The organism is Actinomyces gaoshouyii, from assembly GCF_002076915.1.
In the GTDB taxonomy this organism is placed as follows: Bacteria; Actinomycetota; Actinomycetes; order Actinomycetales; family Actinomycetaceae; genus Actinomyces; species Actinomyces gaoshouyii.
Window position 1 is genome coordinate 93,279 of the sequence record NZ_CP020468.1, and the last position, 25,205, is coordinate 118,483.

The window sequence follows — 25,205 nt, forward strand, 5'->3', positions numbered from 1 at the left end:
ACGAGGAGCGCGGATGGTAGTCCAGGAGGGCCGCCCTCGGCCCGGGCCTCATCGTTCGGGCCCCTCGCGCACCCCGGGGGAGGCGATCGGTTGGGCGGCGGCGGTCGCGGTGCCGCTCGCCTTCCTCGCGGTGCTGTTCTTCTGGCCGGTCGCCACGCTCATGGGTCGCGGCCTCGCCCCCGACGGCGCCCTCGACCTCACCGGCTTCGCCGAGGTCCTCACGGCCCCGCGCACCTGGCGGATCCTTGCCCAGACCCTCACTCAGGCGACGGCGGCCACCGTGATCTGCGTCGTTCTCGGCGTGCCCGGAGCGCTCGTTCTCTACCGGCGCTCCTTCCCGGGGCGCGACCTCCTGTGCGGGATCGTTATCGTGCCCTTCGTACTGCCCAGCGTCGTCGTCGGCGTCGCCTTCCACGCACTGGTCACGAAGGGCGGGCCGCTGGGAGGCCTCGGCCTGGACGGGACGCTCACCGCCGTCGTCGCCGCGCTGGTCTTCTTCAACTACGGGCTCGTCGTGCGCACCGTGGGCACCATGTGGTCCCGGCTCGACCCCCGCGCCGTCGAGGCCGCCCGCGCGCTCGGCGCCTCGCCGTGGCGGGCCTGGCGCACCGTCACCCTGCCGAGTCTCGCCCCCGCGATCGCGTCGGCCGCCTCGCTCACGTTCCTGTTCTGCGCCACCGCCTACGGGGTCGTGCTGGTCCTGGGCGGGGTGGGGATCGGCACCATCGAGACCGAGATCTACGTCCAGACCGCCCAGTACCTGAACCTGCGCGCGGCCGCCGTGCTGTCCGTCGTCCAGCTCTTCGTCATCGCCGCGGCCCTCTGGGGGGCCGAGCGCGCCCGCGCCGCCTCCACCGCCCGGCTCCGCCTGCGCCTCGACGTGCCCGCCACCCCGCTGCGCCGTGCCGACGTCCCCGCGCTCGCGCTCACCGCCGTCACCATCGGGGGGCTCCTGGCCGCCCCCGTGCTCGTGCTCGTGGTCCGCTCCCTGCGCCGGGGCGGGCGGTGGACTCTGGCGAACTACACGGACCTGGGCACGCGCGGCCAGGGGGGCGCCCTGCTCGTCACCGTCTGGGAGGCCGCCGCCACCTCCCTGCGCGCGGCCGTCGTGGCGGCCGCGATCGCGCTCGCGGTGGGCAGCGCGGTGAGCCTCGTGGTCTCGCGCAGCCCCCGCAGCCGCGCCCTGGCCCGTGCCGTCTCGCTCCTCGACGCCGCCTTCATGCTGCCGCTGGGCGTGTCCGCCGTGACGGTCGGCTTCGGCTTCCTCATCACCCTCGCCCCCACGGGCCTGACGGCGTCATGGTGGATCCTGCCGCTCGCCCAGGCCGTCGTGGCCGTGCCGCTCGTGGTGCGCACCCTCCTGCCGGCCCTGCGAGCCATCGATCCCCAGCAGCGCGAGGCCGCTGCCGCCCTCGGTGCCGGTCCGGGGCGCGTCCTGCTCACCGTCGATGGCCCGCACCTGGCGCGCGCCGGGGGCCTCGCCGCCGGATTCGCCCTGGCCACGAGCCTGGGGGAGTTCGGGGCGACCTCGTTCCTCGCTCGCCCCACCGAGCCGACCCTTCCCGTGGTGCTCTACCGCCTCATCGGCCGTCCCGGCGCGCAGAACCAGGGGATGGGCTTGGCCGCCGGTGTCATCCTGGCCGTCGGCACCGCCGTCCTCATGCTCGGCTGCGAGTGGTTGCAGAACCGCTGGGCGCGCCGCGAAGGCGCGCGTCCCGGCGAGCCCGGTACCCCTACGACCAGCAGGGAGGCCCTATGGCAGACGGACTGAGCATCGACGGGCTGCGGGTGGTCTACTCCGCAGGCCGGGGCGCTGGGCCGGTGGTGGCCGTCGACGGCGTCGGCCTGGAGATCCCCTCCGGGCGGATCACCGCGCTCCTGGGGGCCTCCGGGTCGGGCAAGTCCTCGTTGCTGCGTGCCGTGGCAGGCCTGGAGCCCGTTGCGGCCGGCGCCATCCGCTGGGACGGGCGCGACGTCGTCGCCACCCCGGTGCACAAGCGCGGATTCGGGCTCATGTTCCAGGAGGGCCAGCTCTTCCCCTTCCGGGACGTCGCCGGGAACGTCGGCTACGGGTTGACGGGCATGACCCGGGCCCAGCGGGCGCGCCGCGTCGCCGAGATGCTCGATCTCGTCGGTCTGCCCGGCTACGCGGCGCGGCCCATCACCACCCTGTCCGGCGGGCAGGCGCAGCGCGTCGCCCTGGCTCGAGCTCTCGCGCCCCGGCCCCGGCTCCTGCTGCTCGACGAGCCCCTGTCCGCGCTCGACCGCGCTCTGCGCGAGCAGCTCGCCGGCGACCTGCGCGCCATCCTCACCGAGCATGGCGCCACCGCCCTCTACGTCACCCACGACCAGGACGAGGCGATGACCGTCGCGGATGAGGTTGGTGTCATGGAGGCCGGACGGCTCTCGCGCCTGGCCGCCCCCGAGGCGCTGTGGGCCGATCCGGGCAGCGCGGGCGTCGCGGCCTTCCTCGGCTTCGCCCCGATCCTCGCCCGCGAGCAGGCCGAGGCCCTGGGCTGGGGGAGTCTGCTCGCGGGCGACCGGCCGGGCGCACGGGGGTCGCGGCTAGACGGAGCCGGCGTCGGGCTGGCGCTCGCCCCAGGGGCGCTTAGCATCGTCGGCCCGCAGGAGGGCGGACCGGGAGCCGATGGCGCTGGGACGCGCGGCTCCGCGGAGCTTCCGGGGGCGAGCGGGACGGTGCTCGCCAGGCGGATGCGCCGAGGCGGGGTCGAGGTGGATGTCTCCCTCGATGTCCCTGGTGGGCCGGCCGTCGTCGCTGCTGGGGCGGGCGGGGGCAACGGGTTGGCGAACGGGGTCGGCACGAGGGTCCGCCTGGGACTGGATCCGTCCCGCACCGCCATCATCGAGTTCTGATCGTGTCCTGCCGGCCGGGGTGTCGACTTGACGCGAGCGAATGCCCGACTAATCACATCCCGGCCTGAACGGCGGTATTCCCCGATACCCTCCCTACGAGGGGTCTGATGACGCGCGATCCCGGGCGAGACCCCGTCGTCGAGCAGCAGCATGATTCGCGCAGGAGGGAGGGGCTCATGGCGGCGTTATCCCTGGTAGGCGCGCATGCCCCCTCGCCAGTGATGGGCCGCCGCGTCGGGCCTCTCACTCCGTGGCGCACTCTGCGACGCGGATCACAGAACGGGTGTCGAGGCCGGTCGCCTGTGATCAAAACGCAACCAGAGTATCCTCTGCCCCATACGTCACGGGAATATCACGAAGGAGGGCTGATCGGCGCCCCCGGGCCCGGTCTTTCGGCGTATCGTCAGATGCCCGAGGGCCCTCCGATCCTCTCGTCTCGGCCCGGGCGTCCCGGCGGGTTCCCGTCCTCTCTGGCCTTCCGGGCTTCCCGGGCGCATCCCGCGCCGCCCCCGGTGCCGGGATAACGGGGCCGGATCCCCTCCCGCCATGACCTCCCGTCGGCTTCCTGAGCCGCCCTGACCGCCATCGGAAGGACCATCATGACAACCCGCGAGGACATCACTGCCAGGCTCGCACATACGGCCGGCCTGGAGCACACGCCGGCCGTGTCAGCGCTGACGGCCGAGGCCGTCACCTGGGCGGATGCCCTTGGCGCCGAGGTCCTCCAGGTCTCCTCCCGGGTCGCCCTCACCCGCGAGTACTTCCTGGGCAACGAGCAGTGGCGGGCGCTGGACCCGCTCAACTGGAGCCTCGCCCGGTTCTCCCAGCGGCCCGAGCTGTTCAGCTCCGAGGCGTTGCGCACTCTGACCTGGGACTGCACGTGGGCGGTGGCGGTCGCCGCGAGCAATCCCGCGGTCTCGGTGGAGCAGCTGCGGTTCCTCACGCGCAAGGTCGAGGCCTTCCACTCCTCCCAGGGCGGTGCGATGCGGGGCATCTACGGGCAGCGCTCCAAGGTCGCCTCCCTCCTGGGCCGCGAGGATGAGGCCGCCAAGGCCCTCGCGCAGTGGCGGCGCGCTGAGCCCGAGGAGGACCCGGCCCGCGACATCTACCAGCCCCTCCTCGAGATCGATTGGGCCACTCGCAACGAGGAGTGGGACCTCGCGGTGTCCACCGCCGCCCCGATCCTCAGCGGCGACGTGGGCGTGGGGCCGATGCGCGAGACCGTCCGCGCCGCCTCCCTCCTCGCCCTCCTGGCCTCGGGCCGCCCGGCAGCGGCCTGGAACGCCCACCTGCACGCCTACCGGGCCCAGGAGTCCAGCCCGGGCAGCCTGCGCTCGATAGCCCTGCACTGGCAGTACCTCGCCCTGTCCGGCAAGCCCGACCGCGCGCTCACCCTCCTGCGCCGCCACCTCGGCTGGCTCCCGACGGCGGAGTCCGGCGAGGTCCTCCTGACGGCCCTGCGCGGAGCGGCCCTCGTGCTGCGCGAGGCCGAGGCCGCGGGATGGGGCAACGAGATCCTCGGCGCCGACGCTCCCGTCCAGGCCACCTGGTGCCCCGATCCGGGCATCCCGGCGGTCGTGCGCATCGCCCAGGCGCGCGTCGACATGGAGGCCTGGGCCCGCCGCCTGGCCGGCCTCTACGACCGCCGCAACGGCAACCGCACCATCTCCGAACAGCTCGATCGCGACCTGGCCCGTCCCGTCATCGGCGACGGCGGGATCGTCCTGCCCTCGGCCGACTCCGAGCATCCCGGCACGGAGCCCCTCGACGAGAATCCGCCCCACAGCGCCCACGTCTCGCGCCTCGCCGGCCTGCTCGACCCCGACGACCAGCGCAGCCGTCGTGAGAACGACGCCTGGGCCGCCACCTTCGGCAGCCAGTCCGGCGAGGTCGGCATTGACGCGGCCTCCCTCAAGGGGGAAGCGCGGGCCGCCGCGATGTCCCCCGCCACCCCGGCCGGTGGGCAGGCGAGCATCGGCGCGAAGGAGACCGGGGGCATCACGGGCTCGGCCGGAAAGGCGGGCGCCGCCGGTTCCGAGGGCGCCGTCGGCGCGCTCTCCGCTGCCTCCGCCCAGGCGGCGCCCTCGTCCGCGCCGTCGGCCGTCTCAGCGCAGATGGCCCGGACGGCGCCACCGCCCCAGCCGGGCCAGGAGAGCATCGCCGGGCCGACGGACATGACTCCCGCCACCCCCGCCAGAGGCCACGCCCGCGTCCCCGCGCTCGGACCGGGCGGCCGCGGCGGCGTCCTTATGCCCGACTCCGTGCCGACCGCGCCCAGCAGCGGCGATGAGCGCCCTCCCTCCACGACCGCTCACGAATTGGTCGAGGATGTTCCGACGGCGCCGCACCAGCCAGTGACCGTTTCGGCGAGCCCGGCTGCTCCCGCCGGCCCCGTGGCCCCCTCCCCTGAGGTGGCGCGCCCGGACGGCATCGCCGCCCAGGCCTTCAGCGGTCCGGTCCGCCGCTCGATCGTGCAGCGGGTCGCCAATGAGTTCTCCGCCGAGGAGATCACCCCCGTCGAGGGGGCCGCCGATCGTGCCGGCGCTCCGTCCCGACCAGCCGCCTCGCCCGTCGCATACGGGTACGTGGCATCGCCGTCCCCGGCCTCCTCGAAGAGGGGCACCGTCCCCAATTGGGTCAGGGTGGCGCGGGCGGCCGAGGCCGCCCAGGCTGCCCGCTTGGCCCAGTCCGCTCAGGCCGCCCCGGCGGGCGAGGCCCCCGCGCCGCCGCCGGGCCCCGTCCCGCCCCCGCCACCACTGGTCTCCCCGGCGCCCGCCCCGGCCCTGACCGCTCCCGCCATCCTGGCCGATGTCGCCGATTTCGCCGATTTCGCCGATTTGAGGACCCCGACCACCCCGCCGGATGCCACGAGCTCCGATCCCCTGGCCGCCAGTAGCGCCGGGACTCCGTCAGTTCCGAGGAGCGTCTGCGCGCCCGCGACCCAGTCCGCGCCGCCCGCCCCGGTGGTGCCGTCGGGCCCCTCGGCTCCCTTGACCACCGCCTCCCCCGCGCTGCCCGCAGATACGCTGGTGACTGGCCCGATCCTGGCGCCCGCCTCCCCAGCGTCCCCGGCGCATGCCCCGCTGCCCGCGCCGATCGCGGAGCCCGGCTCCGACGCGGGCAGTGCCGGCAGCGCGCCCCACGCGCCGAGCGTTCCCGGCTCCCCGGAGGCCGTCAGCGCCCAGAGCGCCCCCGGCGCTGCCGTGGCCCCGACCGTCCTGCCCGAGCAGCTCGTGCCCGCCACCCCCTCCGGTGTGGGGAGCCGCTGCAAGCCCGAGCCGATCATGGAGGACACCTTGGCCCCCGACCTCGAGGGCCCCTACCCCGAGCTCGAGATCAAGCCCGTCATGCCCGTCTACGGCCCCAAGGATGCCGTCCTGCGCTACTCGCGCTCGCTGGCCAGGCTCGGCGCGGACCTGGATGGATTCGTCGTCGTCGACCGCGTGGCCGCCGGCGGGATCCTCGAGGCGGACTGGCCGGGCCCCGCCAACTTGCAGATCGAGACCGCCTTCCTGCGCGCCGACGCCAAGCGCCTCCTGCGCGACCACCAGGGCGCCATCCGTGAGCGCCACCGCATGCGCTCCTCCATCGGGGCGCGCGACGGCGAGCTCGGCTTCCTGCGCCTGGACATCCTCAGCCTGCGCGACGAGTTCGCGGCCGACGCCGCGGACGTCCCCGAGGGCGAGGGCCTCGACGCCGTCCGCGCCGCCGCCCTGTCCGAACGCGCCCATCACTACCTGGAGGCCCTGTGGGGGCTCGTCCAGGACTCCCTGGAGCGCCTCGGCGCGCTGGAGCGCGCCGGCAAGCGCGACAGCGCCGTCCAGGGCACCGAGTACCGCCGCCTCGTCCAGATGGGCAACACCGCCGCCGATCTCGCCCAGGTCCTCTCGGCGCTGTCCGACCCCGATGGCGCCGATGCCGCCATCGCGCTCTTCGAGTGGATCCTCGACGCCGTCCCCGAGGGGTTCCACGGCGACCATCCCGCCGACGACCTCGACCTCCTGCGGGCCCGGCGCCTCAACGAGGCCGGCTTCCCGCATCGCGCCAGCGACCTGGCTGACGGCGTCCTGCGCCGTCACGATCGCACTCCCGTGCTCGCCGCCGTGACCGCCCGCACTCTCCTCGCCGAGACCACCGCCGCCGATCACGCCACCAGCGTCTCGCTGGAGCAGCGGCGCGGGGCGGCCGACGCGCTCACCGCTCTCAAGGCCCCCGTGAGCGGCCCACTGGCCACGGTCTCACTGGGCCGCGCCCTGGCGCAGGACGGCCGTCCCGCCGAGGCCGTCGAGGCCTTCTCCGCAGCCCTGTCCGAACTGGGCGCCATCGACGCCCCCGGCGTCGAGCTCTACGTCCGGGGCCTGCTCGCCTCCGCGCAGTCCGACATGGGGGAGAGCCGGGGCGCCGTTGACAACGCCACCGCCGCTGCCCGGATCCTTGTGCGCGACGGCCACGTGGACAGGGCCATCGAACAGCTGACCACCGCGGTAACGGCCGCCGCCGACCTCGGCGACAACGCCACCGCCGCCGACCTGCACCGCCAGATCGCAGACCTCCATGGCACAGGCACTGAGGGCGGCAAGCGCCACCGCTCTCGCTCCCTTCGCGAGGCCGCCCGCGCCATCGTCGACGCGCCCGGCCGGGACGAGGCCGCCGAGCATCTTGACGAGGCGCGCATCCTCATGGAGGAGTCGCGCGAGCTGCTCGTGGAGTCCTTCTCCGGGAAGGACCGGGCCTGGGAGCGCGGCGCCTGGCACGACGCCTATGCGTTCATCCTGGGGCGCGTCGGCCATGACTCGGAGGTCGTCCCGTACTGCGAGGCCGCTGTCGAGGGATTCATGGCCAAGGACGACCGCCAGGCCGCAGCGGAGTCGCTGACCCGCATGATCCGCGCGCTCATGGAGCTCGATGAGCGTGATCAGGCGCGCCGCGCCTGCGAGCGCGTCCGCGAGCTCCTGGCCGATCCGGCATGGGAGGGCAGCGATGCGCTGGCCTTCGTCGACGAGGTGGCCCCGGCCCTGGCCTAGTGGGCGACGCGGTTGTCGTCCGGCGGGGGATCGTGGGCAGGGCCACCGATGAGCGCCGCAAACACTGCGCGGACCGCATGACAGGGCTCGCGAACTGGGGGACCATGTCCCTGTGGGGGTGACGTCGCCCTCCGCCGCGCACCGAGCACAGGGAGTTCTCATGGCCATCGCCACCTCGCACCGCTTCTCCGCCGACGATCTGCCCGTCGAGGCGGGCCGCTACCGGCTCGTCGCCTCGCCATCATGCCCCTGGTCGCGCAGGGTCCTCATCGCCCGGCGCGTGCTGGGCCTGACCCAGGCCATCGCGCTGTCCATGTGCTACGACCGGGGGGAGGACGGTTTCTGGGAGTTCACCGGCCCCGATGGCGAGCCCGGTACCGATGCCGTCCTGGGCGCCCGCTCCCTGGCCGAGGTCTACGCCACCACCCCCGGCTACGCCCCGCCCCCCACCGTCCCGGCCCTCGTGGACACCACCACCGGGCAGGTCGTGTCCGACGACTCCGGCACGCTTCTGTTCGACCTCGCCACAGCCTGGTGGGACCTGCACCGCGAGGGGGCCCCGGACCTCTACCCCTTGAACCGCCGCAACTCCACTGATGCCTGGGACGAGTGGATCGGTGAGCACATCAACCGCGGCCACGCCGTCGCCACCCACTGCGAGGACGAGGCCGAGGCGGCCGTGGCCGCGCAGGGCGTGCTCGTGGCCTTCGACGTCGTCGACACGATGCTCGCGCGCGCCACCCGCATGCACCCCTCTCGCGAGGGCGGCATGACACTGGTGGATCTACCACCGCTGTCCTCGCTCGTGTCCATCGGCCAGTTCCTGTGCGGCACCGAGCCCACCGGCTCCGACATCCGCCTGTTCACCACCGTCCAGGCCTACGAGTACGGCGGCCGCCAGTCCTACCCGGGCGGCGAGGCGCCCCAGATCAGCTTCTGGCCGGCCCTGTCGCGCTGGTTCCGCGCCCTGGAGCAGCGCCCCGGCTGGGTCAGCTCCGACGAGCGCGGCGCCCTGGGGCTGTGAGGCGAGGGACGACAACTCTCCGGCAGCAGCGCTCATCGGGCGGATCCTCACGCACTGGTGCGACCGCGGGACGGCGCACTGGGGGGCTCCATCGCGCGGAAAGCGCGCCGTCCGATTCCCTCCGGGAAAAGGACCGCACGCTCATCTGCTCAGGACGGGGTTGTAGAGGAGGCGGTTGGGGGTGGTCGGGCACTCCTCGCCCACCGACATGGGTGCGATGAGGCGGTCCGCCCGCAGATCCTCCAGCCGCGCCACCACGCGCTCGCGCAGGTTCCACGGGTCGATCGTGTTGAGGTAGATCTTCGTGCCGCCCTCGAAGCCCGCCAGCGTGGAGACCCTCCACTTCAGCGTCACATGCCACGGCATGGGCTGATCGACGTCGATCGGCTTGTGGTGCCACTCCTCATTGCTCGGCACGTCGGCACCCGTGGCGGCGTGCAGGGCGTGCAGGAGATCGGCGACGGCATCGACCTCCTCCCGGCTCATCCGCCACGGCTCGCAGATCGCCGATGTCGAATACACCTCCAGCGTGGGGTAGCGGTGCCCGAATCCCGCGAAGGCCACCGCGTGCTCATTCGACGCCACGAGCAGTCCCTGGTAGGCGGCGTAATCCACCGCCATCTCGTTGTACAGGTTCGGATTGGCCCGCACCTTCTCCAGCTCCAGCTGGGCGGAGACCCCGCGCTCGTCGATCGCCACGAGCTGCTTATGCAGATGGTCGAAGGACGCGCCGGCAGGCCGCAGCCAGTTCTGGAAGACCACCACATAGCGCACCCACCGGTTCGCCTCGTAGAGGTCGTGCATCGCGGACACGGCCAGGCGGATGTAGGCGCGGTGCTCAGTCGCGCTGAGCGTTCCCGAGCCCGCCAGGCCGGCCGAGTCGATCGCGTCGTCGGTGAAGTGGCGCCGGCTCACGATGACGTCGTGCCCGCCGGCGAAGAACGAGGCCAGGTAGGCGCGCCGCTCCGCGGCCCCCCAGGTCTCCCACATCGCAGGGTCGGTCCCGGAGGCGCGCAGCTTGGCCCGGGCGATGGATGCCGCGTGCTCGGCGCCGGCCGGATCGGCGAGATAGGCCTCCATGCGCTCGCGGGCGGCGTCGGGGATCTCGAAGCCGTGGTTGGCGCGCCAATAGTCGAAGGAGACGATCTCGAAGAGGTTGGGGATGCGTCGGAACTCCGCCGTTGTCGCGGCCAGCTCGGAGGCGGGGACGCCATCGATCCGCTCGAAGCCCCCGCCCGCTCCGACGACGACGCGCGACTTCTCCGGCGGGGTCTCGAAGTAGCGGCCCGAGCAGAACGCGCAGGCCCGCTCGCGCTCCCCGGGCGCCAGCGGGTGGCGCTCGACGACGGGATGGGCGATGGGCCGATTCCCGCGCCCGGGCACGGTCCACACCTCCGTGCCGGTGAAGGGGCTGATCTGCTTGATGGTCCCGTCGGCCAAGCGGGTGAGCGGCTCGGCGGTGGGGGAGTACGGCATGAGCATGCCCCCATTCTGGCCCGTCCATCCGTCCCCGGAGTGGGAACGAGGAGGGGAAGCGGCCTACCCGGCGGCGGCTCCGACGGCGGAGGATGCGCCGATGGCCGCGATCACCGCGGCGCTCACCGCGTTGGCGGCGGCCCTGACAGCGGTGCTGGCGGGGTCGGCCTCCGAGATGATCCTGATCCGGCGCTTCACCTCGCGCGTGCTCAGCCCGATGCGCTCCTTGGGCAGGGCGATGCGCGTCGCGTTCATCGCCTCCAGGATGCCGAGGAGCACGCCATCGGCCTCCTCGGCCGGGGCCTCGCCCCTGATGACGGCCTCGAGATGGGCGCGCAGCGCGGCCTCCGGGGCGGGGTTGAGCGCGGGGTAGCGGGTGAACCAGTTGAAGATCCCGCCCTTGGTCTCACCGAGGATCCCGGCGCTCTTCAGCGAGTCGGCGGTGAGCTCCAGTGCCCGCAGGCCGCCCCACCGCGCGATCGTGCCGATGCGCTTGCCGTCCTTCGGGGCCAGGGCGGCGAGCGCGGCGTCGAGGACGGGGTCGCCCGTGAGGGAGCGGTCGATGATGCGGATGGTCTTCTTCTTGTCCTCACTGATGCGGATCCGGCCGGCCTGAGCGAGGTCGATGAGCACTGCGGCGCGCAGCGCCACCGGCGCCATCGAACTGGCGCGGGACTCGCGAGAACCGGAGTCCGTGAGCAGGAGGAGGAGCAGTTTCTCGGCGATCAGCATGCTTCGGGTATAGGCGCGGGTTATGGGCCGCTTCCCATCCCGGAACCATCGCACAGGCGGATCGGCGGCCCCGGATGCTCAGCGGTTGTCGTCGACCGTGGCCACGATGATCGTCAGGGCCGCGAGGGTGTCCGTCATGGTGCGCAGGGGCTCGCCCGGGGCGTTCGTATCGGTGATCTCCTTGATCCGCCGGTACAACCCGCTCCAGCCCAGGCCCGTGCGCTCGCTGGGAAGCACCGCCCTGCCCAGGCCCAGCCCCTTGAGGATCGACAGCAGCACCTGATCAGCCGCGGTGGCGGGCCGCTTCCCGGCGAGAACCGCGATGAGGCGGTCCACGATCCCGGCCCCCGGCTCCGGGGCGGGGTCGGCGTCCTCGGGAGCGCCGTCGTCATCGGGCTCGGGGAGCCCGACTGCCCCATGCTCGGCGATGATGTCCTCCAAGGAGCACTCCCCGCGTCCGATGACCGAGGAGATCCGAATGCCCTCCCCGGTGGGGAGTTGGGAAAGGACATAGTCGAGGATGGGGTTGTTGGTCGGTGTGTCGTCGATGACGCGCATCATGGGATCCCGACCCGGGGTGAGGTCGAGTCTGCCAGCGAGGAGGAGGTCGGCGAGCACTGCGCCGCGCAGCCCGTAGATGCTGCGCAGGGCCCAGTCCCCGCTGCCTTCGCTGCTCCCGCTCAGGATCGGGAACAGCTGTTCAGAGATCAGCATGCCCACACGGTATGACGAATTCGCCGGGGTCTCCTCATTCTCTCGGCGGAATCTCAGGGTTCGTACTCACCGCGCTCCACGCGCATCACTCAAGTCGCGACGGCGGTCGCCCTCCGAGCGCGGGCACTGATGACGCCGACGGCGCTGCTGATCGAGGCGATCGCCTCCTTGATCGCGCCGGTGACCGGGGCCTGCTCCGCGATCTCCTTGATGCGCTGGGCGAGACCGGAGCGGCGCAGGCCCGTGCGCTCAGCCCTCAGGATCCTCCAGGCCGCACCGGTGGACTGCAGCAGCGCCAGGAGAGCGCTGTCGGCGGCGTCCGGGGCCCGGGTCCCCGCGATCTCGCCGTAGAGCCGCTCCCGCAGCTCGGCCTCCGGGCGGGGGTCGCGGGTGGGGAAGGCGGGAACGAGCGCGGTGGCGGTGCTCTCGGTCAGGACGCCGGCTTTGACGAGGGAGGCCCCGGCGGCGTCGTGGGCGCGCAGGTCGTCCCAGGTGACGGCGGAGGCGATGCGCCTGCCGTTCTTGGCCGACAGGGCGGCCAGGGCGTCGTCGAGCACGGGATGGCCCGTGGGCGTGGTGTCGACGATGCGCATCCGTGGGCGGCGCGCGGTGCGGGCGGTATCGGCCTCGATCCGGCCGGCCAGCATGAGATCGGACAGGAGGGCCCCGCGCAGCATGAGGTCGTTGTCGCTCGACCAGCCCTCGGGCCTCCCCGAGTCCTCGGTGAGCAGTAGGAGCAGCGACTCAACGATCAGCACGGCCTCAGGATAGGGGCGCGCCATCGCGGGGTGCTTCGGTCGATCAGCCGATCCGTCCTCCTACCAGCGGATGACACGGGGCGACGAGGGCGGGGAGCCGGCCTCCGCACCGGGAGCCCAACTGACCGGGCCGGCGGGCGGGAGCGCCGTCGTCGTAGCCGCAGGATCCGGGAACCACAGGCGGCGAGGTGCCCGTGCGCGGTCCGATTCTGTGGAGGAGCGTGCCCGAGGGGTCCCCGATGGGCTCACTCTCGGGGAGCGGGCATGGTGCCCGCGGGGCCGAGCGCCCCCGATCCCGAGGAGATCCCCATGAAGAACGCCCTGCTCACCCTCCACCGCGCCTGGGGCCTGGCCCATCCCGGCGCCGAGTACGCCCTGCTGACCGGGCCCATCGCCGCTGCCCTGGAGCGCGCCGAGGCAGCATCGCATACCGCCCCCGACGGCGGGGCGGACCCGGCGGGGGAGGCCGGCATGGCCACCGCCGAGTACGCCATCGGCACTCTCGCGGCGGCCGCCTTCGCCGGGTTGTTGCTGGCGATCATGCGCTCAGGGAGCCTGAGGGGCACGCTGCAGTCCCTCATCGAGTCGGCGCTGTCGGTCGGATGAGCGCCGCGCAGCCGCTCCCGCGCGCCCGCAGGCCGCCCGCGCCCCGGGGCGAGTCCGGCATGGCGACGGCGGAGCTCGCGGTCGCCATGCCCGCTGTCGTCATCGTCCTCCTCCTGGCCCTCTCCGCCCTCGCGGCCGGCGCCACCCAGATGCGCATCACCGACGCCGCCCGCGTGGGCGCGCGCCAGGCGGCCATCGGCGCAGATCCGCTGGCCGCCGCGAGCGCCGTCGTCCCCGCCGGCTCCTCCATCGCGGTGGGGGCCGAGGGGGATCTCACCTGCGTGAGCATCAGCCGAGGCGCGCCCGGGCCGCTCGGGCGCGCGGGGCTCGTGCTGCGGGCGCGGGCCTGCGCCTACACCGAGCCGGGCGGTGACGGGCGGTGAGGCGCGGTAGTGTGCGGAGGCCCGGGGAGGGGCTGCCGGCTCGGCCGGGCCGGGCGGGGCGTTGGGGGAGGCGCCTGGCGGGCGAGCGGGGTGAGGGGACGGTCCTCATGGTCGGCGTCATCGGGGTGCTCCTCGCGATCACCCTGGGCCTGAGCGGGCTCATGGGCGCGGAGGGTGCGGCCGGCCGGGCGCGGACCGCCGCCGATATGGCCGCGTTGGCCGGGGCGACCGCCCTGAACTCGATCGTCGCACCGGGTGATCCCTGTGCCGCGGCGCAGCGCCTCGCCTCCGCCAATGGCGCGACTCTCGACTCCTGCCGGGTCGAGGGCGGGGACGTCGTCGTCGGAGCCTCGGTGGATGCGATCATCCTCGGGGTGCCCCGTCAGGCGCGCGCCCGCGCCCGGGCCGGCCCCGCCGATGCCTCCCTCGCCCCATAGCCCCTCCCTATAACCGAGACCGGTCGAAAATAGGAGCGAGACCGGTCCGCGAGCCGGAGGAACGGCGCACGGGTCGGACTACGGGCCGCGGCGTGAAGAATCCGCAGGTAGCGCTATCATCACTCGCCATACCGCTGCGCTGCGGCCCGCCCCGATCCCCCATCCCCCCCATTCGAGATGAATCCCAATAACCAAACGCTCGTCCTGCGCGGTCTTCTCGACCTTCTTCCCCTGCATTTGCAACCGTTCACCCGTCGTGCGCTCGAAGACCTCGGGCCCGCGAAGGCGCGCATGGCACTCGAGGGCGCGCACGAGCGCCAGGGCCCCCTCGATCTCGCCGATCTCTCGGCGCAGATCCGCGTGCTCACGATGCGCGACGACGCCGGGCACTACCTCATCCCCCTGCCGATGGGCCTGGGCGCCAAGCTCCACGAGGTCCGCCGATGGCGCAATGACGTCGTTCATGGCGAGCGCCTCGACCCCGAGCGGAGCCTGGCCGCGCTGGTCGCCGTCAGCGAGGCGCTCCGGCTCATCGACGCCCCGGTCGCGGCACGTCACGAGGTGCATGGGCTCATCGAGAGGATCGACGGCGATTGGGTGTCCTCCGGGAGCCCCTTGGACGCCGTCGCGGTCGAGGCCTCCTGCGAGCCGGTGCTGAGCCGTGCCCACGCCATGGCGGGCATGAGCCTCCGGGTACGGCTGGCCATGAGCCCCACTGCGGCGCAGGTGCAGCACCTGCCCGTGGGGGAGGGTGAGGCCCGGCTATCCGCCGTCGGCCGACCGGGCGCCCCGACGGAGGGACTCGGCGCGATCGATGTCCGTGTGAGCGTCGTCGAGCGCGGCGGTGCCACCGAAATCACCGCGCCATGGACATTCCACTGGGATACCGCTGTGGGGCGCATGACGGCCACCGCTGATCTCGCGATGCTCGATGCCGCCCTGAGGGATGTCGAGCAGGACGGCCCGGCAGCGGTGAGGGTCGAGATGACCGCGGGGGACGGACGGTCGCAGGTGCGCTTTCTCGACGGACTCACGGTGCTGCCGCCGCGCCGCTGGACGCTGATCGGGTCGGGGCGCTGGGCGGGCTCGGCCCTGGCGGCGCTGGTGCGGCCGGATCAGGAATCGGATCGGGAGGTGGTGGGGGATATCGCTCATGCGGCTCGGAGGCAGGCCCGGCGGAGCGCGCCTGACGTCTTGGTGGACAAGGCCATCGCCGTCGTGCGCCAACGCGGGCTCGCCATCGAGCGCGCGCCGGGCGGATGGGCGGCAGGCGCGCATTCTGTGCGAACCGCCAGTGACATCCTCGACACCCGCTCGGCCTCGCCGTTGGAGGCCGCGGTCCTCCTCGCCGGGGTCCTGCGGGCGCTTCGTGTCCCGCCGACCCTCCTGCTCACGGATAACGGCGTGGTGCTGGCATACTCCCGGCACTCGGATCGCCCGGAGGCCGGTGATGCCGCAACCGATCGATTCGTCGAACTCGCGCGGTGCGGCGACATCGGGATTCTGGACCCGGCTCTCGCCATGAGCTCATCCGCGGCGCTTCTGCATCGTCTGAGGCGCCCTGCTCGTGAGCGCGCCCTCGACGCCATGCGCCAGGTCATCCTCGCGGTGGCCCTTGCCGAACCGCGCGAGGCGGAGGGCGAGCCCTTCCCAGAGCCGGAGGGGACTGCTGAGGAGGCGGGGCATGTCGTTGGGGGCCCGGCGAGCCCCTCCGACGCGGCCGATGACGCTCCAGCGTCCAACGATGAGGGGCCCGACGCCGAGCCGCCGTCCTCTGGCCCCCTGCCGGCGATGTCCGAGGTCGAGGCGTGGAAGCGGTCCTTGCTCGATGTCACCCGTCGCAACCCCCTCATCAATCGCGACTCGCGAATGGCCATCGAACTGCGCGTCCCCGAGGAGTTGCTCGCGCGCCTCGAGGACCTCGTCAACCAGCGCGACCGGGTAATGCTGCGCAGCGCCGATACCGGGTCGGGGAGCGCGCCCGAGGCCGGTGCGCGGGCTCCGGGGGAACTGCTCGGGCGCAGGATCGTCACCACCGCCCTCGAGGGTGAGGAGCATCAGCGGCGCCTGGCGTCGATGGCCGCCCAGGCGCGCACAGTGATCGAGGAGACCGGCGCCAACAATCTCTACCTGGCGCTGGGAACCCTCACCTGGAAATCAGCGGGGCGCATGCTGCGCTCCCCACTCATCCTGGTGCCGGTTCGCATCGAGCAGGACGAGGAGGAGTTCGGGATCGTCCTCGATGAGGCTGAGACCTCCACGCCCAACTACTCCCTGATCGAGCGCTTCATCGCCGACACGGGTATCGACCTGGCCGAATTGCGCGAGCCGATCCGAGATGGTCGGGGAATCGACGTCGAGGCGACGCTCCAGGCGGTTCAAGCGCGGCTCGCCGACTATCACCAGTACGCCGGGATCAGTCGCACGGCCCACCTGGGGCTCTTCCGCTTCTCCACCTACCGCATGTGGAAGGACCTGGAGGAATCCTGGCCCCAGCTGGCCCATAGCCCCGTGGTTCGCCGACTGGCCAGCGCTGAAGAGCGCGCCCCCGTTCCCGACGAGTCGGACGGTGGCACTGCGCGCGCGACCGCGCCCCTGTCCGCGCCCCATTCCCCGGAGCCGATGGAGGATCTCGACGCGCTGATCGAGAACCTGCCGCTCGATGCGGACTCCAGTCAGGCCCACGTCATCGCCGATGCTGTTACGGGCAGGAGCCTCGTCGTCGAGGGCCCGCCCGGAACCGGTAAATCACAGACGATCGCCAATCTCATCTTCCGCGCGGTACGCGAGGGCCTGTCCGTGATGTTCGTCGCGGAGAAGGCCTCCGCCCTGGAGGTGGTGGCCCGGCGACTGCGCGACGAGGCCGGTATGGGCTCCCTCCTCCTCAACCTCCACGACAACGGGATGCGGCCCACACAGGTGAGGCAGGCTCTGCGCGGCGCGCTCGAGACCAGTGCCGTCGGGTCCGGGAGCCGCGAGGCCGATGACCTGCGGTCCCGCATGGCCGAGCTGCGCCTCCACCTGCGCGCCTACCGGGCATCCCTGCACGGCGAGGACCCCGGGGACGGCGGCTTCTACGCCGCCCACCTCCCACGCGACGGCGGGGACTCCGATGCGGCCGGCGCGCCTGATGGACGCGGGGTCGCCGAGGATGCTCCCGACGCGGCGAGTTACTCCGCCGCCCTTGAGGAGTACCGCCGTGCTCGGGAGGCGTTGCGCGCCCTGCTGCCCGCCGAGCTCATGCACCTGGTTGCCGGACGTCGTGACCGAGTGCTCGCCGAGGCGGGGGCGCGGGGCGAGGAGCTGCGCCGTGAACTCGGGCGCCGTCGCTCCTCGAGCAGCGTGCGCGAGCTCATGGACCGCTACGGGGACCTCGTGGCGGCGATCACCCCTTGCATCCTCGTCTCCCCGGACTCCGTGGCGCGATTCCTCCCCGCCCATCGCACGCGCGTTGATCTCGTCGTCATCGATGAGGCATCCCAGATCACGACCGCTGGGGCCATTGGCGCGCTGGGGCGGGGGCGGACGGCGATCGTCGTCGGCGACCGCAGGCAGATGCCCCCGCCGAACGGCGCGACAGCGTCAGGTCGAGGTCAGGGCGCGTCCATCCTCGAGCGCTGCCTGGGCGCCGGGGTCCCTGAACGGGAGCTGACGTGGCACTACCGCAGCAGGGTGGAGTCACTCATCGCCTTCTCCAATAAGCGCTACTACGGTGGGAGGCTCCTGACCTTCCCGAGCCCTCTCGCCCTGCGTCCCGACGCCGATGCGGGCCCCGGGGGATACGGCGTCGTCCTGCGCAGGGTCAATGGCGAGTACTACGGGGCGGAGGATCGACGACGGCGCCGGGGAATCCGTCCCCATACGAACCCGGTGGAGGCCCGGCAGGTCGTCGAGGAGGTGCTGCGCCGATTCGAGGCCAGTCCGGAGGCGACGCCCTCCATCGGTGTCATCACCCTCAACGCGCATCAGCGCGACCTCATCGAGGAGCAGCTGCGCAAATGCGGATCGGCGCGCGTGCGCCGCGCCCTCCAGGAGCGCGACGGGCTGCTGGTGCGCAACCTGGACAACGTCCAGGGCGAGGAGCGGGACGTCATCCTGCTGTCCCTGACCTTCTCCAGCAAGAAAGGAGTGGGCGTCCCCCTCACCTTCGGCTCCCTGAGCCATGAGGGGGGCGAGCGCCGACTGAATGTCGCCCTGACTCGCGCCAGGCGCCAGATGATCGTCCTGTCCAGTTTCGATCCCGAGGACCTGCGCGCCGAGTTCTCCACCCACCAGGGGGTCAAGGACGTGAGGATGCTCCTGGAGACACTCCGCACGGACCGGCGTCCACGCGCGCTCCCCCGCACGAAGGACTCCGTGGACCCGTATCGGGTGGAGATCGCCGAGCGCCTGCGCGCGGCCGGAGTGGGGGCCACCACCGGGGTCGGCCATTCGAGCTTCGATATCGACCTGGTCCTCTCCCATCCCGGGCGTCCGCATGATCCCGCGGTGGCGGTGATGCTGGATGGTCCTGGCTGGAACCGGCGTGAGAGCGTGATGGACCGAGATCTCCTGCCCGTCGACGTCCTGAAGACGATGGGATGGCGGCGGGTCGAGCGCGTCTGCATCCCTCAGTGGGTGGCCGACCCCGACGGCGAGCTCGCCCGCCTCGCCGAGATGGCGGGCGGGGGAATCGCCATGACGGCGCTTGACGGCGCGGCGGCCGCGCCCGAGGCGCCCGACGATCCCGAGGCGCAGGAGTTCGTCGGCACCGGGACCCGGGCGGAGGGGGCCGCCTCCGGCGGGAGTGGGGCCGCTCGGCCCGCGCCCATCGCGGAGCGCCCGACCTCGAGGGACTACCAGGAGTGGAGGCCGGAGGGGGTCAGACCGCGCAGCATTCTCGACGCGGCCATTGAGGACGAGGAGGCCGCGTCGCAGGTCAAGGAGGTCGCCAAGGCGATTTGCGCTCAGGAGGGGCCCATCAGCTGGCATCGCCTCATCGTCGCGGTCTGCCGGGCCTTCGGTCTGTCGCGCACGACCGCCGGCCGCGAGGAGAAGGTCCGCCAGGTGCTGGGCGAGAGCTTCGCCTACCCTGATGGGGAGGGCTTCGTATGGCGCTCACTGGAGGCGTACAGGCTCCCGACCGGTTACCGGCGCAACGCCCTGGATCACGTGGGATCGATCGAGGAGATCCACCCGCGCGAGCTCGATGCGCTCATGCGCGACGTGCGTGGAGGAATACCGGAATGGTCCTCGTCGGAGGAGGTGTGCCGCGTCGCGCTGAGGAAGTTGAGCGTCAAGAAGCGCAGCCTGAATGCCCGAGGTGTGATGGAGGCGCTCCTGGCGGCGCTTCGCAGGGTCGAGGCCGAGGCCGACGCGCCCCGGGAGGCGTAGGCCGGGTGCCCCGGGCCCGCGCCCGGGGCATCGACCTGCTGCCGCCCCACCGGACCCCCTGCGCCGCGCCCTCACCCGCACCACGCGCGTCGCGCCCAGGCGCCGTCCCGCTCCTGGGCCGCCCCGGCCGGTAGGATCCCACCCGGTTCTCGCCCGAGGGCCGACGATGGGAGGAGAAGGAGAATATGGCCCACGCGTTTGTCTCACTGCTGTGGATCGTCGCCGTCGCTTTCCTCGCGCCGCTGATCTCCCTCAACATCCCGCACCGCATCGTCCCCGAGACCGTGCTGCTCATCCTGGGGGGCCTGCTCATCGGCCCGAGCGCTCTGGCGATCGCCGATAAGGGCGAGCCCATCACGTTCCTCTCCGAGCTCGGCCTGGGGTTCCTCTTCCTCATGGCGGGCTACGAGATCGACGTCAACGAGCTGCGCGGCAGCGGCGGCCGCCATGCCACCATCGCCTGGTTCGGCTCGCTCGCGCTCGCCTTCGCCACGGTCACCGCGGTGGGCGTGACCGGCGGGCCCCTGTCCGCCAACGGCATCGCCATCGCCATCGCCATGACCTCCACCGCGATCGGCACCATCCTGCCGATCCTGCGTGAGCGCGGCCTCCTGCCCACTGCCGTGGGCGCCGCGATCCTCAACCACGGCGCCGTCGGGGAGGTCGGCCCCGTCATCCTCATGGCCCTCCTGCTCGGAAGCCGCTCCACCTGGCAATCCGCCGCAGTGCTCGCCCTCTTCCTGGCCATCGCCCTGCTCATCGTGCGCTTCACCGACCGCGTCAAGGCCGCCGGGCAGCGCCTCGTCGCCCTCATCCACCTCGGAGGCTCCACGACCGCGCAGACCACCATCCGCGTCACCGTGCTGCTCCTGGTGGGCCTGTGCGCGCTCGCCGAGGTCTTCGACCTCGACGTCGTCCTGGGCGCTTTCGCCGCCGGCTTCATCCTGCGCTACGCCGTGCCCGACGGCAACCGCGAGCTGGAGGAGAAACTCGACGGCCTCGCCTACGGCTTCTTCGTGCCGATCTTCTTCGTCACCTCCGGCATGGCCATCGAGCTGGAGATCACCACCGACTCGATGACCTACCTGGGCGCCTTCCTCGTGCTCCTGGTCCTCACCCGCGGCCTGCCGGTCTGGCTCTCCGCCCGCCTCGAGCGCCGACGCGACGGCCTGCGCGCCTACTCCATGCGCCAGTGCCTGCAGATTGCCACGTACTCCACGACCGCCCTTCCGATCATCGTGGCCGTCACGCAGGTCGCGGTGACCGCGGGCGCCATGAGCCCGTCCATCGCCTCCACGCTCGTGCTCGCCGGCGCCGTGAGCGTCCTCCTCATGCCGCTGCTGGGCCTGGCCCTGGGCGCCGATGCCGACCACGTCCCGGCCGTCGAGGCCCTCGCCATCGTCCAGGGCCCGGTGGACTCGGTGGGCAGCGAGGTCAAGGGCGCCTCCACCTCAGCGATCACCGAGGAGGACGGGGAGATCCGCGTGGCCTCCAAGCCCCGCCAGCCCGCGTACCCGTCGACGGTGGAGCATGATCCGAACGACGGTGCCGCCCGGGCCGCGACTGCTGCCGGCCGGCTCGACGGCGGAACCGACCCGCAGCGCGCGGGCGGCACGGCCCGCCACGTCCTCCCCTCACTGCCCAAGCCTCTGCCCGGGTTGCGCCGCGGCGAGTCGCGCGTCACCCGACTGGGCCTGAGCGAGGAGGAGGCCGCCGCCTTGGTCGAGCGGCTGCGCCGGGTGGAGGAGGAGCGGACTCGCTGGCGCGAGCAGATGCGCCGCCAGATTCACCTCGATCGCGAGGAGTCCCAGCAGCGGCGCGCGGTCATGCGGGCGCAGCACCGAGCCCAGGTCCGCAAGGAATGGGACGAGCTGCGCGACATCAAGCGCCAGGTCCGCCGGGCGCGGCGCAACCGCGACTCCTGACTCCCCCTGCCGTGCCGGCCCGCCCCACCGCTCTCATGCGGGTCCTCAGTCCGAGTCCGGCTCCCGGCCGGCGAACTGGGCGGCGTGCAGCCGGGCATAGGCCCCACCGCGTTCCAGCAGCTCGGCGTGACGGCCCTGCTCCACGACGTCGCCGTGCTCCATGACGAGGATCGTGTCGGCGTCGCGGATCGTGGACAGTCGGTGCGCGATGACGAAGCTCGTCCGGCCCTCGCGCAGCCGGTTCATCGCCCGTTGGACCAGCAGCTCCGTGCGGGTGTCCACCGAGCTCGTCGCCTCATCGAGGATGAGGACGGCGGGGTTGGCGATGAAGGCGCGCGCGATCGTCAGCAGCTGGCGCTCACCGGTGGAGATATTCGCGCCGTCCTCCTCCAGGAGCGTGTCGTAGCCCTGTGGGAGGGCCTTGATGATGTGGTCGACGAAGCACGCCTCGGCGGCCGCCTCCACGTCCTCATCCGATGCCCTGGGCCGCCCGTAGCGGATGTTCTCGCGGATCGTCCCCTCGAACAGCCATGGCTCCTGCAGCACCATCCCCGTCCGACGGCGCACCTCATGGCGCGTCATCGACGCGATGTCCCGGCCGTCCAGGGTGATGCGGCCCCCGTCGAGCTCGTAGAAGCGCATGAGCAGGTTGACCAGGGTGGTCTTGCCCGCACCCGTCGGCCCGACGATCGCCACGGTGCGGCCGGGCTCCACGCGCAGGCAGAGGTCCCGGATGAGCTCGGTGCCGGGCGAGTAGGAGAAGCGGGCGTGCTCCACCTCGAGGACGCCGGCGCCGGCCGCGCCGTCGGGGCCCCGGTCCTCACCGGCGGCCAGGGCGCCCCCGGCCTGCTCGGCCAGGGCGCCCCCGGCGTCCGGGCTCTCCTCCTGGGCGTCGAGCAGCTCGAAGATGCGCTCGGCCGAGGCCGTGCCGGACTGCACCGAGGTGGCCATCGCGCCGAGCTGGCCCAGCGGCTGGGAGAACTGCTGGGAGTACTGGATGAAGGCCTGCACGCCGCCCAGGCTCAGCGACCCCGAGGCCACCATGATCCCGCCGACCACCGCGATCGCCACGTAGGAGACGTTCGAGATGACCAGCATGAGCGGCATCATGATGCCGGAAAGGAACTGCGCGCGCAGCGCCGATCGGTAGAGCTCGTCGTTCTCCGCGGCGAAAGCGTCCCGCACCGCTTGCGTGCGCCCGTACACCCGCACGAGGGCGTGCCCGGAGAAGGACTCCTCCACTCGCGTGTTGATGCGGCCCGTGCGCGCCCACTGGTGGGTGAAGGCCTTCTGGGAGCGCGGCCCGATGACCCCGAACACCCCGCCCATGAGCGGGATGATGGCGAGCGCCACCAGCGCCAGCCTCCAGGAGATCGACAGCATCATCCCCATGACGCCGATGACCGTGAGGATCGAGGTCAGCGCCCCGGACAGCGACTGCTGGAGCGTGTTGGTGACGTTGTCGACGTCGTTGGTCACGCGCGAGAGCATCTCGCCGCGCTGCATCTGATCGAAGTAGGACAGCGGCAGGCGGTGGATCTTGGCCTCCACCTGCTCGCGCAGCCGGTACATGGCGGTCACGGTGATGCGGTTGAGCAGGAAGCCCTGCAACCACATGAGGAGCGCGGAGGTCACGTACAGCACGAGGACGGTGGCGAGGATCGTGCCGAGGCGCTCGAAGTCGATGCCCCGGCCCGGATGCAGATCCATCGCGGCGGCCACATTAGCCATATCGGTCTCGCCCGCCGCGCGCAGGCCCTCGACCACCTCGGCCTTCGTGGCGCCCTCGGGCAGGCGCGAGGAGATGACGCCCTCGAAGATGACGTTCGTGGCGTTGCCCAGCACCTTGGGGGCGGCCACGGACAGGATGACCCCGATGACACTGGCCACCGTGATGATCACCAGCGTCCCCTTGAAGGGCGTCAGCAGGCCGATCATGCGGCGGAAGGAGGGCCAGAAGGCCTGAGCCCTGCCCGGGGGCGGGCCGGAGTGCCAGTCGTCGGAGGCGGCCCGCGCCGAGGCGGCGAGCCTGAGGTCCTCCTCGCTCAGCTCGGCGGCGCCGTCCGCGCGCTCGGCGCCCTTCGCGATCTTCGCGCGCGTGCCGCGCTCGTCGCTCTTGTCGCGGCTCATGCGGCCACCTCCTGTCCGAGCTGGGAGGAGACGATCTCCCGGTACACCTCGCAGGTGCCCAGCAGCTCCTCATGCGTGCCGGTGCCGACGAGCCGTCCGCCGTCGAGCACGAGGATCTGATCGGCGTCGGTGACGGTGGTGATCCTCTGGGCGACGACGATCTTCGTCACCCCGGCCGTGGCAGGCGCGAGGGCCGCGCGCAGGCGGGTGTCCGTGGACACGTCGAGCGCGGAGAAGGAGTCGTCGAAGATGAGGACGTCCGGGCGGCGCACGAGGGCGCGGGCGATGGCCAGACGCTGGCGCTGCCCGCCTGAGACGTTCGTGCCTCCCTGGGCGATGACCGCCTCCAGACCGCCGTCCATCTCCTCCACGAAGTCGCGGGCCTGGGCGACCTCCAGGGCTGCCCACAGCTCGTCGTCGGTGGCCTCCTCGCGGCCGAGCCGCAGGTTCGTGGCGACCGTGCCGGCGAAGAGGAAGGGCTTCTGGGGGACGAGGCCGAGGGTGGCCCACAGGGCCTCGGGCTCAGCGCGGCGCACATCCAGGCCGCCCATGAGCACCTCGCCGTCGGTGGCGTCGACGAGCCGGGCCAGCAGGGACACGAGCGTGGACTTGCCCGAGCCGGTGGAGCCGACGATCGCCGTCGTCGACCCGGGGGCGACGCGGAAGGAGACGCCGGCCAGAACGGCCGCCTCGGCGCCGGGGTAGGAGAAGGCGACGTCGCGCATCTCCACGCTGCCGGGCTCCGGGAAAGCGGTGACGGCGTCCTCCGCGACGGTCAGCGACGAGTCGATGGCCAGGACCTCACCGATGCGCTCGGCGCACACGGCCGCGCGCGGGATCATCATCGTCATGAAGGAGGCCATGACGATGCCCATGAGGATCTGCATGAGGTAGGCCATGAAGGCGATGAGGGTGCCGACCTCCACGTCACCCGAGCCCACACGGTGGCCGCCGTACCAGAGGACGCCGACGATCGTGACATCCAGGATGAGCATGACCAGCGGGAACAGGACGACGAAGAGGCGGCCCACGCGCTCGCCCACCCATGCCATGTCGTGGTTGACGACGGCGAAGCGCTCGGTCTCGGCCTGCTCGCGCACGAAGGCGCGCACCACGCGGATACCGGTGAGCTGCTCGCGCAGGACCCGGTTGATGGCGTCGAGCCGGTCCTGGTAGGAGCGGAAGAGCGGCACCATGCGCCATACGATGAGGCCGACGATCAACAGCAGCACCGGCACGCTCACGGCGATGAGCCAGGCGAGGCCCGGGGCTCGCGTGACCGCCATGATGATGCCGCCCACCGCCATGATCGGCGCCATGACGAGCATGGTGCAGCCCATGAGGACGAGCATCTGGACCTGCTGGACGTCGTTGGTGTTGCGGGTGATGAGGGAGCCGGCGCCGAAGGAGGAGACCTCCCGCTCGGAGAAGGAGCCGACCCGGTGGAAAATCTTGGCCCGCAGGTCCCGCCCCAGGCCCATGGCCGATCGCGCCGCCAGGTAGGTGGCGAGCACGGTGCAGGCGCCCTGGGCGGCGCTCACGGTGAGCATGAGTCCGCCGGTGCGCCAGATGTAGCCGGTGTCGCCGGTGGCCACGCCGCGGTTGATGATGTCCGCGTTGAGAGTCGGCAGGTAGAGCGAGGCTATGACCTGTGCGAACTCGAGAACGAGCACGCAGGCCAGCAGGCCGTAGTAAGGGCGCAGGTGCGTCCTCAGCAGTTGTAGCAGCACGCGAGTGAGCCTAGACCCC

The 25,205-nt window shown here is 72.4% G+C and carries 15 protein-coding genes; 9 read left to right on the forward strand and 6 right to left on the reverse strand.

What is annotated here, in order from left to right; genetic code table 11:
- The first annotated feature begins 13 nt into the window (after positions 1-13).
- From B6G06_RS00370 to B6G06_RS00385, 4 genes are all read left to right on the forward strand, one after another.
- Positions 14-1,771 (forward strand): ABC transporter permease, encoded by a 1,758-nt coding sequence (locus tag B6G06_RS00370; RefSeq protein WP_240494064.1) that lies wholly within the window; start codon positions 14-16, stop codon positions 1,769-1,771.
- The gene (locus tag B6G06_RS00375) at positions 1,756-2,874 is read left to right on the forward strand and encodes an ABC transporter ATP-binding protein (protein WP_081170400.1); all 1,119 of its coding nucleotides are present in this window, start codon (positions 1,756-1,758) and stop codon (positions 2,872-2,874) included. Before B6G06_RS00370 ends, B6G06_RS00375 begins: the two co-directional genes overlap by 16 nt.
- A 599-nt stretch (positions 2,875-3,473) precedes the next feature.
- On the forward strand, positions 3,474-7,898 hold the full coding sequence (locus B6G06_RS00380; RefSeq protein WP_081170402.1) for a coiled-coil domain-containing protein: 4,425 nt from the start codon (positions 3,474-3,476) through the stop codon (positions 7,896-7,898).
- A 160-nt stretch (positions 7,899-8,058) separates the two neighbouring features.
- On the forward strand, positions 8,059-8,922 hold the full coding sequence (locus B6G06_RS00385; RefSeq protein WP_080462911.1) for a glutathione S-transferase family protein: 864 nt from the start codon (positions 8,059-8,061) through the stop codon (positions 8,920-8,922).
- A 141-nt stretch (positions 8,923-9,063) separates the two neighbouring features.
- On the opposite strand, the gene B6G06_RS00390 is transcribed toward B6G06_RS00385, so the two are convergent.
- The 4 genes from B6G06_RS00390 to B6G06_RS00405 form a co-directional block, all read right to left on the reverse strand.
- Positions 9,064-10,404, reverse strand: a complete 1,341-nt coding sequence (locus B6G06_RS00390; RefSeq protein WP_081170404.1) for a DUF4921 family protein — start codon at positions 10,402-10,404, stop codon at positions 9,064-9,066.
- 57 nt (positions 10,405-10,461) lie between these two features.
- Positions 10,462-11,130 carry a GOLPH3/VPS74 family protein gene (locus B6G06_RS00395; RefSeq protein ID WP_081170406.1) on the reverse strand — a complete coding sequence of 223 codons (669 nt, stop codon included), beginning with the start codon at positions 11,128-11,130 and terminating at the stop codon, positions 10,462-10,464.
- Positions 11,131-11,208: 78 nt separating this feature from the next.
- The gene (locus tag B6G06_RS00400) at positions 11,209-11,844 is read right to left on the reverse strand and encodes a GOLPH3/VPS74 family protein (protein ID WP_080462907.1); all 636 of its coding nucleotides are present in this window, start codon (positions 11,842-11,844) and stop codon (positions 11,209-11,211) included.
- Between the two features lie 89 nt (positions 11,845-11,933).
- Positions 11,934-12,602 (reverse strand): GOLPH3/VPS74 family protein, encoded by a 669-nt coding sequence (locus B6G06_RS00405; RefSeq protein WP_164505170.1) that lies wholly within the window; start codon positions 12,600-12,602, stop codon positions 11,934-11,936.
- 309 nt (positions 12,603-12,911) lie between these two features.
- Between B6G06_RS00405 and B6G06_RS00410 the strand changes: the two genes are divergently transcribed.
- The 5 genes from B6G06_RS00410 (at position 12,912) to B6G06_RS00430 (ending at position 21,326) form a co-directional block, all read left to right on the forward strand.
- Positions 12,912-13,208, forward strand: coding sequence for a DUF4244 domain-containing protein (locus B6G06_RS00410; RefSeq protein ID WP_081172100.1), 297 nt, complete (start codon positions 12,912-12,914; stop codon positions 13,206-13,208).
- Entirely contained in the window at positions 13,205-13,591 is a 387-nt protein-coding gene (locus tag B6G06_RS00415) for a TadE family type IV pilus minor pilin (protein ID WP_080462905.1), read from the forward strand. Before B6G06_RS00410 ends, B6G06_RS00415 begins: the two co-directional genes overlap by 4 nt.
- A gap of 11 nt (positions 13,592-13,602) precedes the next feature.
- Positions 13,603-14,028 (forward strand): Rv3654c family TadE-like protein, encoded by a 426-nt coding sequence (locus B6G06_RS00420; RefSeq protein ID WP_338025866.1) that lies wholly within the window; start codon positions 13,603-13,605, stop codon positions 14,026-14,028.
- Between the two features lie 177 nt (positions 14,029-14,205).
- Positions 14,206-19,401, forward strand: a complete 5,196-nt coding sequence (locus B6G06_RS00425) for a DUF4011 domain-containing protein (protein WP_240494065.1) — start codon at positions 14,206-14,208, stop codon at positions 19,399-19,401.
- 185 nt (positions 19,402-19,586) lie between these two features.
- Positions 19,587-21,326: a cation:proton antiporter gene (locus B6G06_RS00430; protein ID WP_080462902.1), complete on the forward strand. Its 1,740-nt coding sequence runs from the start codon at positions 19,587-19,589 to the stop codon at positions 21,324-21,326.
- A gap of 45 nt (positions 21,327-21,371) precedes the next feature.
- Here the strand turns inward: B6G06_RS00430 and B6G06_RS00435 are convergent, their stop codons facing one another.
- On the reverse strand, positions 21,372-23,456 hold the full coding sequence (locus tag B6G06_RS00435) for an ABC transporter ATP-binding protein (RefSeq protein WP_081170412.1): 2,085 nt from the start codon (positions 23,454-23,456) through the stop codon (positions 21,372-21,374).
- Positions 23,453-25,186, reverse strand: a complete 1,734-nt coding sequence (locus B6G06_RS00440; RefSeq protein WP_081170414.1) for an ABC transporter ATP-binding protein — start codon at positions 25,184-25,186, stop codon at positions 23,453-23,455. The genes B6G06_RS00435 and B6G06_RS00440 overlap by 4 nt, the downstream gene beginning before the upstream one ends.
- Positions 25,187-25,205: the final 19 nt, after the last annotated feature.